This is a genomic window from Myroides odoratimimus, assembly GCF_038039805.1.
Taxonomy (GTDB): Bacteria; Bacteroidota; Bacteroidia; order Flavobacteriales; family Flavobacteriaceae; genus Flavobacterium; species Flavobacterium odoratimimum_B.
In genome coordinates, this window is record NZ_JBBPHK010000002.1 from 135,940 (window position 1) to 148,921 (window position 12,982).

Sequence of the window (12,982 nt, forward strand, 5' to 3'; positions counted from 1 at the left end):
GGTTTTTTTATATACACCAAAGAGAGTATTTAAAACTTTAACTATTCTATTTCTTATTTAGTATATCAAATAATATCTTGAGTTATATAATTTCTAAATCTATAATTTTTATTTTTAATTATTCTTTATTGTGTGTTTTTTGTATTTAATTTAAGCTTATTTTATTTAATTATTTAGAACTATTCTTGTTAGTGAGATAAATAAGCCTACATTTGTCATTATTTAAAATAATTATAAATAACAAGTGAGCAGGCTTAGTAAAGTAACCTTATTGATGGCTCTTGCCAGTACCTCATTAGCTTTGGGGCAAATAAAGAAGAGTATCGTTATTACCAATAACAATAATCAGTTGGTAAAGAATGCTGTCGTAATAGTAAACGATCAACAACTGATAACAGATGTGGATGGTCAGGTTCAGTTTGACCTAAAGCCTGCATCGTCTTATGTTATTCAAGTATTTGCTGAACACTATCAAAGTGTGAATCAAACATTCGAAACTGTAGATTTGATTCGCAATTCATTTGTTTTAGAGGAAGACCATACTATCTTATCGGATATTATTGTTCAAACTAAAGATGAACAACAAAATAGTAATCGAGATATTATTAGAGCGGTTACTATTGATACTAAAAGTGAAATACTTCGTCCTACTTCTTTAAATGATTTGATGAACAAGACCACTGGAGTACGTATTAGACAAGGCGGAGGACTAGGTTCAGAGGCTAATATTAATCTGAATGGTTTTCAGGGCAATGCAATTCGTTTTTTTAAAGATGGTATTCCTTTAAATTATCTAGGACAAGGGTATAATATTTCTAATGTGCCATTAGATGTATTGGATAAAGTAGAGGTATATAAAGGAATTATCCCTGTACACTTAGCAAGTGATGCCTTAGGAGGTGCTGTGAATTTAGTCTCTTCTAGTATACAAAGTAATCAATTAAGAGCCTCTGTAGAATATGGTTCATTTAATACAATCCGCTCTGCTGTAAGAGGGCATTATAATCTAAATGACAATCTATATGCAGGAGGAGAGGTGTTTTATAATTACTCTGATAATGATTATAAAATTAATACTCCGGATCCTGAATTAGCTCAAACTCATTCTAGGGTAAAATTGTTTCACAATCGTTACAAGCATCTCTTTGCAAATGCTTATTTAGGAGCTCATAATCTTTCTTGGGCAGATAAAATTGAACTAGGTATAAGCTATTTTAATATTGATAAACAGCTTCAAAATAGCCCTACTTCAATGGCTGTACCTTATGGAGGGATTGAAGATAAACAACACAGCGTAATTCCAACATTAAGATATAAGAAAGCTGTATTCAATGATAAATTATCTATAGATCAATTTCTATCTTATAATGTAGTGAAGTCACAAGCTATTGATACTTTAAAAGGAAGATATAATTGGTTAGGGGAATACACGCCACGTGGGTATAGAGGAGAAGGAGATATGCCTATGGATGCTGATATAGATATGACATTCTTTACTTCAAGAACATTGATAGGTTATACGATTAATCCTTCACAACAAGTTTGGTTAAATAATACTTACAATTATACTAAAAGAGAGGGTAAAGATCCTTATGGAAGAGTAATTCAGGATTTAAACCAAACGGTGATAGAACTTCCTACTCGTTATAAAAAAAATGTGTTAGCTATTGGGTTGACTAGTCAGTGGTGGGGTAAGAAATTGGAGACAAATGCAATTGTGAAGTTGTATAATTATTCAAGCAGAGGGCTTAATACCGCTAGTAATGTAGACTTATCAGCTAGAGACATTCATGATGTATCAGATAATGCATTTGGTTGGGCTTTAGGAGCAAAGTATAGGTTAACAGAACAAACTAATCTTCGCTTTTCTGTAGAAGATGCAAGGAGATTACCAGGATATACAGAGTTATTTGGTGACTATATTTTTATAGCATCGAACTTTAATTTAAAGCCAGAACAAAGTATAAATATTAATTTAGGAATAGAGAAGGAGGTGGGTAACTTCCAGTATAGTTTTAATAGTTTTTTCAGACATACTAAGGATATAGTTGTTTTAGTTTCGGGTAACCCACCTCTATCTGTTTACGTTAACAAAGAGAAGGCTAATGGATATGGTTTTGAAGGAGACTTAAGTCTAAAGGTGGCTAACAACTATAAACTCTATGGAAACTTTACTTGGCAGAGTATCCGTTATGGTGAGTTTAAGCAAGCTGCTGATAAATGGCTGAAAGGTAATAGAGTACCAAATATTCCATTCTTTTTTGCCAATGTTGGAGCAGAAGCCAAGTTTGCTGATGTCTTCAAGAAGCAAGATCGATTAACAGCTTATGCTAATCTTAATTTCGTTCGTGAGTTTTACATTCAACCCATTGATAAATCAATGGAACCAAATGGTTTTTTAGGACTTTTTGGCAAGAGTAAAGGAGATGTGAAAAACATTGTTCCTGATCAGACTTCTCTTACTCTAGGTACTTTATACGAATTAAGTGATAGAGGAATGTCTATAGGAATTGAGGTACGCAATTTATTAAATCAAGATTTATACGATTATTTTAAAATACAAAAAGCAGGTAGAAGTATCTACTTGAAACTTAACTATAAACTTAATTAACATGAGAATTATAAAACCATTATTATCAGTGTCATTTGCTTTTGCATTGACATTAGCATCATGCTCTTCTTCAGATGACAATAGTCCTGTAACACCAATAGACCCAGAAGTGAAACAGAGTCAATATTTTCTGATGACTTTATCAGAAGGAAAAGGACCTATTAAAAACGGTTTTTTAAAAGCATATTCCTCTTTACCAAAAGGAGCAATAGACAATGCCACAGGTAATACAACAGCTACTGGAGGAATGGGAGGTTATCGTCAATATGGTAATAGAGTGTATAGAATGTTTGATGATAATAATACTCGTGTATTAGGACAGTTTATTTTTGATGATAAAGGTTTTTATACTACTAAAAGTATTTCTGTAGAACCCAAAATAGCAGGATCAGGTAATTTTACTTTGACTAATGACCATGCTACAGGATATTACTTTGAAGGGGCTCAACCTACACAAATACAGATTTTTGACCCAGTAGGAATGGCAAAAAAAGGAATGTTAGGAGATTATGCAGAACAGATTAATGCATTAGAAAAAAAGTTAAGTCTACAAGGAGTAAACTTTAAAGCGATAGGTCAACATTTCTTAGCAATTAATGGTAATAAACTATATGCTGATATCACTTTTGGAAAGAATCAAGGAGCACAAGGCGGTATGTTTGATGGGGTTTCTAAAGATGTGCATATTGCTGTTATTGATTTGACTAATGGAAAATGGATAGGAGATACTCAGGTAAAGAATACAGGTAATATTGCTTTCGTTGATGAGAACCCATTGTATTATTTTGATGAAAACAAAGATTTGTATTTCGTGTGTCAAGGTATTAAAACAGGTGGTTTAGGAGATCAATCTAAAATAGCACGTATTAAGAATGGATCAAATGAAGTAGACCAATCATGGGAATTAGATTTCAATACGATGTTCAACAGTGTAGCACCAGGCAAGTTCTCAACAATCTATGTAGAAAAAGGAAAAATAGTAACATTGGTAAACGATGTACCATTAGCAAATCCTCAAACAATTAATTTAACTCCTATCTGGAAGTATGTAGTTATTGATATTAAGAGTAAGGCAGTAACACCTATTCAGATAGAGGGAGTGTCATTAGTAGAAACGCCAGCCGCTTCATTAGGTGTGTCTAAAATAGATAATAAGAAATTTATTCGTGTGGTAAATGACACGAAATTGGGATACTATGAATTATCAGAGGATATGCTAAAAGCAACACCTTCTATTGAGATTCAAAAAGGAGGTAAACCTCAAGGATTGTTTAAAGTAAACAAGTTATAAAGAATAATGAATGAAAAAGTATGTGTTTATTGTTTTAATGGTAGTTATGAATTTGCAAGCACAGAACAGTTTTAAAGTTAGAGTAGAAGTCACGGTAGAAGACTTTGCTCACACAGAAGAATTTATTTATTTGACAGGTAATTTTAATCAATGGAACCCTAAAGATGAACGTTATCTAATGCGTAATATACCAGGGACATCTAATCAATATCTAGTAGAGGTTGAAGATATTCCATCAGGAGTTCTAGAATATAAATTTACACGTGGTACTTGGCAGACTTTAGAGTCATCTAAGAAAGGTAGATTAATTAATTTACACGATGTAGAAGTTAAAGAAGATATGGTATTAAAGAATACTATTTCTGCATGGAGAGATCAGTTCGAAGCATCTACAGCTCCAGATCATCTAGTGATACTGAAGAATTTCTATATACCTGAGTTAAATAGAGTAAGAGATATTAGAATTTACTTACCTAAAGACTATGATTATAGTCAAGAGTCTTATCCCGTATGGTATATGCACGATGGACAAGATTTGTTTGATGAGGCTACCTCAGAAGGTAGATTAGGTCCTGTGGAATGGGAAGTAGATGAGACTATAGCCAAGTATGGAGATCAATATATCATTGTTGGAATTGATCACGATTATGCTAAGAATTTAAGAGAAAAAGAATATTCCTTTTTTCCTACACAGAAGAATCCTGTTGTAGAAGGGCAAGCCTATATCTCTTTTATAGTTAAAACTTTAAAACCGTATATAGACTCGACTTATAGAACCCTATCCGATGTCCATCATACAGGTATTGCAGGAGGTTCTTTAGGAGGATTGATTTCTTTATATGCAGGGTTGACTTATCCGGATACATTTGGAAAGGTTGGGGTGTTTTCTCCTTCTATATGGCAAGATGATGACAACCTAGATACTTATGTAAATGTCTTATCTACTAGTCAAATAGATAAGATAAGAAAACAAACCTATTTTATCTATGGAGGAGGACGTGAGAATCGCAAGAAAGGAGATGGGAATGTGGTTAGAATGGACGAAGATATTCTTCGTTTTTTAGAAACAAATAACAAGGTATTAAACTTGAACTATGAGTTGAATATTAATCCTAAAGGAAAGCATGGTGCGTGGTATTGGCAACAAGCTTTTAATTGGATGATAGAAAGCTTATCTAAACTAGAAAGTACTAATTTTAAATAATAACAATATGAAATACATTAAATCATTAACGTTTTTGAGTGCTACAGTATTAGCAGCAATGGGAACAACTGCTACAGCACAATCAATAGATCAAAGTAAACAAGTAGGAAAAGGATTATATGAAGTTGCTTATAATAGTGTAGACAATGGAGTATATGTTGCGTCTGTAATTGATTTTAAAACTAAAGAAGGAGTTGTCTATAAACTAAATGGCAATGACTTATCTGTAGAAAAAGAATATAGTGTGAATGGAAACCCTGTGTTTGGTATTGCAGTAAATGAAAAGACTCAAAAGATTTATGGAACGAATACAACTACTAATGCTGTCACTGTAATTGACTTAAAAACAGGAGCTACTAAGGTAATTCCAGGAACGAATGAAAGCGGTCACAATAGAGAAATTGCTATTGATGAGAAAACGAATACTATTTATGCATCAGATACACAACAAGATGGAAAAGTGTGGATCATTGATGGAGATAAAGATGTATTAAAAGGATATATTGACAATACTGGTATTTTCACAGCAGGACTTACTTTTGATACTAAAACGAAGAAGCTATATGCGGCTAATATGGGTACAAATGAAGTAGCTATTATTGATCCACAGACTAAAAAAGTGGTTAAGAAGTTTGCTTCAGGTGGAGAAAGTCCAATTAATGTTTCTATTGATGAGTCTGGAAGAAGATTGTTTGTGACCAATTCTTCTACAGGGTTAACAGTGTTAAATGCTGATAGTGGAGAGTTGCTAAAAGTAGTAAAGTTTAAAGGGGGATCATTAGGAGTAAATTATTTGCCAAAACAAGATAAAATTGTTTTAGCAAATAGAGAAAGTGGTAAAACTGTTATTGTTGATGGTAAAACTTACGAGGTGGTTACAGAATTAGAGACGGGAAGTCACCCTAATACTGTAGCAGTAAACAAAAATACAGGAGTAGCTTATGTTACAAATAAAACAAAGAGAATGCCTAAAGTAGAAGGGCAAGAGGCTGCGGTAGATACGAATGGTGATACCGTGAGTAAAGTACAATTATAAAATCAAAGCTCATCTATTATAATTAGGAAGTGGCTACTCTGTAATGGAGTAGCCATTTTTTATAGTTATTTGTCAGCCCTATTTAATTTAAGTGGTTCGTAGTTATAAGAAATTTTTATGAAAGTCATTTAATAGTGATAATTATAATCGTACTTTTAATAGAAAATAGAGTACTGTGCGAAAAGAGGAACTAAAACTTAAAAAAGAAGACTTTTATCCATCATTAGGTTTAGTCGGGCTAATGTGGTTTTTATTTGGACTGCAATACATAGGCCTATTCCAGCATTGTTATGGTGTTATTCCATGGCGAATAGAAGGGATAAAGGGCATCTTCTTAAGTCCCTTATTTCACGGGAGCTTAGACCATATTATCAGCAATACACTTCCTCTATTTATTCTGAGTATTATCTTGTTTGTTTTTTACAAAAGGCAAGCTTATACAGTACTTATATTTGGATGGATATTATCAGGATTTATACTATGGATACTTCCAGACATTGGGTATTTTCAAACCAGTCTAAACAGTTGCCATATAGGAGCAAGTGGTTTAATCTATATGTTAGCTTCTTTTCTGTTTTTTAGCGGAATATTCTTGCGACAAGTAGTACTAATTCTTGTGTCTATTATTATCGCTATTCTCTATGGAAGTCTTGTTTATGGAGTACTTCCTAACCTTGTTGCAGAGGGGGTATCTTGGCAAGGACATTTAATTGGCGCCTTGGTAGGAGTATTCTTTGCGTATCAGTTAAATAGGAAAAAAAGAAAAAGAAAGAAAAAAATCACATAATACATATTAAGTGCATTCTTTTCTTTAAAATAGGATGTTTAGTGATTTATATTAGAATTAAAACTACTTTTTTATAGTAAAATTAACAAGTTGAGGTATTGTTTTTTTTTGAAAAAAACTATTTTTGTTCCTATGAAATATGTATCACTAATCGTATTGTTTTTCTTCGTAAACTTTATCGCTACGCCGACTATTGCGGTGTTGGCTGGTATTGAGTTGGAGATACCTTCTGTGACTATTTCTGAAGAGAATAAAAAACCAATTACCAATGCAGAAGAGGAGAATCATGGACATCCTTGGACATTATCTACTAACCAAAATCTAAATCTATTAGAGACAAACGAAAAGTTAGAGACTATCTTCGCACAATCTAAATTAGTGTACGAATCACAAGAATTCGACATCTTATTACCCCCTCCCGAACGCTTAGTTTAATAATCTACGTTGTAGATAAAATAGAAACATTTTATAGCTTACTTATATATTCGTATGTAAGAATAATGATGCAGTATATTCTATATTGTACAGACAGTGCTATGTTTAATTCTTTATTAATCTATTAGGTGTTTTCTATAAAAAGAACAGAAATACTCTATTGCAAATGTGTTAATTGTCCGCAATAAGAGCCATTTCAGTTTATTAATCTTATCCCATTTTAGTTCGTTTACACGTTGAGACTATTCAATGTACCCTTTGATTTTTTGTATACAATGAATCAATAGGATAACTATTGTCTGTACTGAGCTGTAGAAGTGAAGTAGTGGGGTGAAAACTAAGCATTAAAATAAAATGACAAATAATATGAGTTTTGCGGCACTTAAGAAAAGTGTTGCACCAGGCCTTGTGGTCTTTTTAGTCGCACTTCCACTCTGTTTAGGAATTGCGTTAGCTTCTGGAGCTCCACCTATTGCGGGGATTATATCTGGAGTTATAGGAGGTGTAGTAGTAGGATTGTTAAGTAACTCTAACGTTAGTGTGAGTGGTCCAGCAGCAGGATTAGCAGCTATTATTTTAGGAGCAATTACAGAGTTAGGTTCTTTCCAACTTTTATTGACGGCAGGAGTAATAGCAGGAGTAATCCAACTTGTTTTAGGATTTCTAAAGTCAGGGACTATCGCTAACTATTTTCCATCAAGTGTAATAGAGGGAATGTTAGCGGGTATTGGGTTAGTAATTCTGATTAAGCAATTGCCTTTAGTATTCGGAGTAAGCGCCTTAGGCGATATTACATCATTCGCATCTATTCAGCTTGGTACAGTTATCATCACAGCAATATCTTTAGCAATATTACTCTTGTGGAATAAAATGGCATGGACCAAAAAAGTTTCTTTTTTACCAGCAGCCTTAATAGTAGTAGTAGTAGGTATTTTGATTAACCAATTTTGGTTATCTACAGGGAGTTCATTAGCGATAGAATCATCGAGATTAGTATCTATCCCTTTATTTGATAGCCTATCAGATATCAGTTCTATTCTGGTCTTTCCAGATTGGGCAGGATTTACGAACCCTGCGGTGTGGATGATTGGCGGAACCATTGCCATTGTAGCTTCTATTGAGACCCTGTTGTGTATAGAGGCGACAGATCGCTTAGATCCATTAAAGCGTCATACAGATACGAATAGAGAATTAAAAGTACAAGGTATCGGAAATGTATTGAGTTCTCTATTAGGTGGTTTACCTATGACCTCAGTAGTCGTGCGCTCATCAGCTAATGTCAATGCTGGCGGACTGTATAAAGCATCGGCTGTCATTCATGGAATATTCCTATTAGTAGCCGTGGTCACTCTGCCATTAGTATTAAACATGATTCCACTGGCTTCTTTAGCAGCAGTGCTAATTTTAGTGGGGTATAACTTAGCTAAACCAGCTATCGTTATGCATTTTTGGCACAAAGGATATACACAATTTATCCCTTTTATAATTACGTTTATTATGGTAGTAGCAACTGATTTATTAGTCGGAGTGATGATCGGTATGGGAGTAAGCGTATTGTTCTTATTAATAGGAAATGTAAGAAAGGCCTTCTCTATGCAACGTCAGATAAAACAAGAACAAGTATTCTATACCTTGACTTTAGCAGAGGAAGTATCTTTTTTAAACAAAACAGCTATTAAAAACAGGCTTTATCAATTGCCAGATAATTGTCATTTGGCTATAGATGCAAAGCGTATGGGGTATATCCATGTAGATGTCTTAGAGCTTATAGAAAACTTTATAAACGAAAAGGCAAAAGAGAAAAACATACTCATTACAACAACAGGTTTTCACAAAGAAGTGAAAGTATCAGGCAATCAACAGAATATTATTTTATCACACAGAAAAACTATTTAATTATGAATTCATTTACAAAAGAAATATTAGCAAACACAACACCTGCACAAAGTTTAGAACTATTGTTAGAAGGAAATAACCGATTCGTAAACAACCTAAAGTTTAACCGTAACTTCTTACATCAATTACAAGAGACGAAAGACGGACAACATCCCCATGCTGTTATTTTGAGTTGTATGGATAGTAGAGCTCCATTAGAGCACGTATTAGACCAAGGTATTGGTGATATATTCAGCTTGAGAATAGCGGGTAACGTACTAACGGATGAAGTAATCGGAAGTATGGAATACGCGTGTAATGTAGTGGGAAGTAAGTTGATCATGGTGTTGGGACACAGTAGATGTGGTGCGGTAACAGGAGCGTGTAACCATACTACATTAGGAAAGTTAGACACAATTTTAGAACGTATACACCCAGTAGTAGATAAAGTAAAAGCTAAACACGCAGGAGAAGATTTATCCTCTGCCGAATTAGTAGAGTTGGTAACTATAGAAAATGTAAGATCCATAGTGGCTCAATTACAAGAAGTGAGTCCATCATTGACTAAGTTGATCGAAGAAGAGAAGATAGGAGTAGTAGGAGCTTATTATGATGTGGTAAGCGGTAAGGTAGAACTGATCTGCTAATAGATATAAGTAAGAAGGAGGCTGTCTAAGTAGACGGCCTCTTGTATTATATAAGGTATTTATGACTGTGCTGATGTAAGTGATACGAACACTGTTCTCCCTATAGAAGGATAGTATGCTAATAGGTGATCTAGCTTCTAGTCTATACTAGGCAGAATATTCATACTGAAGGTTATACTTCTTATAGATAGCCTGTCAGATATCATCAGTAGATAGGTAGCCAGACAGTGATTTTCCAACTCTACTTTTTAGGATACCTTGTTGTTCTAAGGTAAGGCCTAGGTCGTTAACTAATTTATCCCCTACATTTATAAGTCTATCTATGGGAGTATGTAATTGATCTGCTTGATTTTTGTTTTTTAGAACTGTGGAAGGATGCATTCTTTAGTAAAAATATTAATTCTAGCAGACTATATTTTACTCGATTGATTACAAGAAGACCTCTTTTAATCTAGGTTAAACTAAGTATTGAGTAGCTTATACACCTCTTGTACATAAAATGGTTATTAGAAATAAACCGATATTTTTTTTGAAACCTTCCTTTTATTATCAAAAAAATTACTTTTAGAGCCATTTAAATCTATTTTTTAATTTGGTTATCCCCTATAAAGCCTGTTTATTAATACTAAACTCTAATTTTAGAGTATTTTTTTTAATTACAATATTTGTGTAATTTGCTGTAAATTAGTTATTTAAAGTGTTTTTGCCAAATATTCATTTTATGTCAAAAGCCTTCTCACCCCAACAAAATAGGGTGTTAATGTTGTACCCTAGGACAATTCTAGGACAATAGTAGGACTATAACGGGGCTAATCAAATTTAACCCATGTATAGACCTTTTATACTTCGTTTATTCATCTTTTATATTTCGTTACTATTAAGTAGCAATGAATCCCAAATACTCCCTATCTGACGTTTTAGATTATTTGATACTCTTCATGTTAAGAATCAGAATTTCGCTCAAGTGCAGTAAACTAAGGGAAAAACTTTTTTTAAACTTCTTTGATTGGTTAAAAACTTGTATTTCTGTGTTTTATAACTTGCAGTAATCAAAAAACTAGAAATAATGGCAGAAGTTAAAGAAGGAATATTAGGAGCTGTAGTCGGCAAGGTAGGGACGGTAGTCGGCGTGATGTGGAGAGGAAGAAATATACTACGCGCTAAACCTCTAAAGTCAAGTAAAAAAGCAACTGATAAGCAGCTAAAACAGTGGGATAAGTTGAGTTTAGTATCTACTTTTTCTAGTAAGTTTAAGCATTTTGTCAATGCGCATTGCCCTGCGATATATAATGGGAAGAAGTGGATTAATGGAAAAGAACAAATGATCTCAAAGCTGATGAAACAGGGAATAGCAATGTATGAAGGAGAGCAATATGTACAGATAGACAAGGTCTTGCTATCTATAGGAAGTCTAGCGCCTGCTGTAATTAAAAAAATTAATCGCCTAAAAACAGGTAAGTATAAAGTGCAATGGGATAATAGTCTAGTAAACGCACTAACATTAGAAACAGATTTACTGACTATTATGGCGTATCACGATGATCTAAATCAATTTGTCAGTGTACCTGCTATTGGTAAGAGAGGGGATAGATATGCCCATTTTAGCCTTCCAGAAGGGTGGGATTTCGGAAGAATATATTTATGGAGTATGTGGAAAGCCGAAGACGAATCAGTACATAGTACGAGCTGTTTTCACGGGGTAATGGCATTCGAGGAAGAACTTGCGCCCTTGAGCACAGAACAAGATGTGAGCACGAATAGCGATGCTGGTTTGCTATCCACAGAAGAACCAAAAGAAGTAGTGTTACAAGTTGATAATTTATTAGAAAATCAAGAAGTAAAAAAGAATGTAGAGAAGGCAAATGTAGTAACACCAAGTGAGGTATATGAGAAATGTAATGCGCTAGAGTGCGCAGAAGCAACTACTACAAAGCTTATAGGGATAGGAGTAGAGCGTGTACAGAGAGTACAAGAGGAAGAAGATATAAAGAATAATAAACTCAAAAAATGGACACCTCCAGGCTTTACGCGCAAAGTAAAAAGAGAACTACTGAAAAGCGATAATACCCTTGATGTAAAGACTCCAGAGTCGCAGTCAGACGAACAGTCGGTTTATGAAAATAAATCTATACTAGAAGTCTTAAAGTCTGTAGAGGCACAAAGGGAGTGAGTAGGTTAATAGTGGTTAAGTACTAAGTCTTATACTTCGTTCTATCTTATTGTTTACAGCGTGGATCTAAAAACATGGATATGGGAGGCTTTGTTCTTATCGGTATTTATAAATGAGGTTTCTCTATCTATATTATCCATTGAATATGGATAAGTATAAAGAATGAGCATGGGCAGTTTTTAGAATAAGGGGGGCTCAGGTATATTGGACAGGATTTTGACTGCTTTATTCATTGTCGTTGGCTATTCAGAAAGGTTTTATGCTGTGTTAATCACAAGATTTGTGCATTCATGATCTTTTTTGATGCTGAGTTAATGTCGGATGCTATTAATCTCTTATATTTAGAGGAAACAAAAGAATATATGAGAGAATATAAGTTTGATTATATTGAAACTTCTCGTTTTAAATTGCGAATACTAGAAGCTGAGGCTTATCAAAACTTTTTAAGATTAGCTACTGCAGAAGAGCTTTTGCATTATATAGGCATTCCTAAAGAGGAAGTAGAACAAGAAAAAACAAAAGCAATTTATGGCTTTCGTACTTATAATAAATCATATTTGATGTTTTTAATCATTGATAAAATAACTGAGAATATATTAGGATATTGTGGATATCACACTTGGTATTTAGAACACGATAGAGCTGAGATAGGTTATGGCTTGTATAGTGATAGCTCAAAAGGAAAAGGGGTGATGAGTGAAGTCTTAAATGCAGTCTTGCATTATGGATTTGAAATTATGCAGTTAAGACGTGTAGAAGCTTTTATTAGCCCGGATAATATTGCTTCTTTAAATACAGTGAAGAAATTTGGATTTACTAGAGAAGGACAATTGAGGAGTCACTATGTAAAAGGAGGACAAATAGAAGACTCTGTTGTTTTTGGTTTGTTACAAGAGGAATATAATAAATTAAAGTAACAAGAAGAT

General features: G+C 33.7%; 11 protein-coding genes. 10 read left to right on the forward strand and 1 reads right to left on the reverse strand.

All coding sequences use genetic code 11. The features are described 5' to 3' along the window. The first annotated feature begins 274 nt into the window (after positions 1 to 274). From AABL85_RS02495 to AABL85_RS02530, 8 genes are all read left to right on the forward strand, one after another. Positions 275 to 2,611 carry a TonB-dependent receptor domain-containing protein gene (locus AABL85_RS02495; protein ID WP_341309054.1) on the forward strand — a complete coding sequence of 779 codons (2,337 nt, stop codon included), beginning with the start codon at positions 275 to 277 and terminating at the stop codon, positions 2,609 to 2,611. 1 nt (position 2,612) lies between these two features. Beyond that, complete coding sequence (locus tag AABL85_RS02500; protein ID WP_341309055.1) at positions 2,613 to 3,902, forward strand: hypothetical protein; 1,290 nt, start codon at positions 2,613 to 2,615, stop codon at positions 3,900 to 3,902. A gap of 10 nt (positions 3,903 to 3,912) precedes the next feature. Next, positions 3,913 to 5,106: an alpha/beta hydrolase gene (locus tag AABL85_RS02505; protein WP_341309056.1), complete on the forward strand. Its 1,194-nt coding sequence runs from the start codon at positions 3,913 to 3,915 to the stop codon at positions 5,104 to 5,106. 7 nt (positions 5,107 to 5,113) lie between these two features. Next, on the forward strand, positions 5,114 to 6,142 hold the full coding sequence (locus AABL85_RS02510; RefSeq protein WP_341309057.1) for a YncE family protein: 1,029 nt from the start codon (positions 5,114 to 5,116) through the stop codon (positions 6,140 to 6,142). 175 nt (positions 6,143 to 6,317) lie between these two features. Beyond that, positions 6,318 to 6,929, forward strand: a complete 612-nt coding sequence (locus AABL85_RS02515; RefSeq protein ID WP_341309058.1) for a rhomboid family intramembrane serine protease — start codon at positions 6,318 to 6,320, stop codon at positions 6,927 to 6,929. 132 nt (positions 6,930 to 7,061) lie between these two features. Beyond that, on the forward strand, positions 7,062 to 7,364 hold the full coding sequence (locus tag AABL85_RS02520; RefSeq protein ID WP_341309059.1) for a hypothetical protein: 303 nt from the start codon (positions 7,062 to 7,064) through the stop codon (positions 7,362 to 7,364). Positions 7,365 to 7,718: 354 nt separating this feature from the next. Further along, entirely contained in the window at positions 7,719 to 9,260 is a 1,542-nt protein-coding gene (locus AABL85_RS02525; RefSeq protein ID WP_341309060.1) for a SulP family inorganic anion transporter, read from the forward strand. 2 nt (positions 9,261 to 9,262) lie between these two features. Continuing rightward, the gene (locus AABL85_RS02530) at positions 9,263 to 9,886 is read left to right on the forward strand and encodes a carbonic anhydrase (protein ID WP_160339507.1); all 624 of its coding nucleotides are present in this window, start codon (positions 9,263 to 9,265) and stop codon (positions 9,884 to 9,886) included. Positions 9,887 to 10,081: 195 nt separating this feature from the next. Here AABL85_RS02530 and AABL85_RS02535 read toward each other — a convergent pair whose 3' ends face one another. After that, the gene (locus AABL85_RS02535; RefSeq protein WP_341309061.1) at positions 10,082 to 10,267 is read right to left on the reverse strand and encodes a hypothetical protein; all 186 of its coding nucleotides are present in this window, start codon (positions 10,265 to 10,267) and stop codon (positions 10,082 to 10,084) included. 685 nt (positions 10,268 to 10,952) lie between these two features. Here AABL85_RS02535 and AABL85_RS02540 point away from each other — a divergent pair. Further along, the gene (locus tag AABL85_RS02540; RefSeq protein WP_341309062.1) at positions 10,953 to 12,056 is read left to right on the forward strand and encodes a DUF6266 family protein; all 1,104 of its coding nucleotides are present in this window, start codon (positions 10,953 to 10,955) and stop codon (positions 12,054 to 12,056) included. A 290-nt stretch (positions 12,057 to 12,346) separates the two neighbouring features. Beyond that, positions 12,347 to 12,973, forward strand: coding sequence for a GNAT family protein (locus tag AABL85_RS02545; protein ID WP_341309063.1), 627 nt, complete (start codon positions 12,347 to 12,349; stop codon positions 12,971 to 12,973). Positions 12,974 to 12,982: the final 9 nt, after the last annotated feature.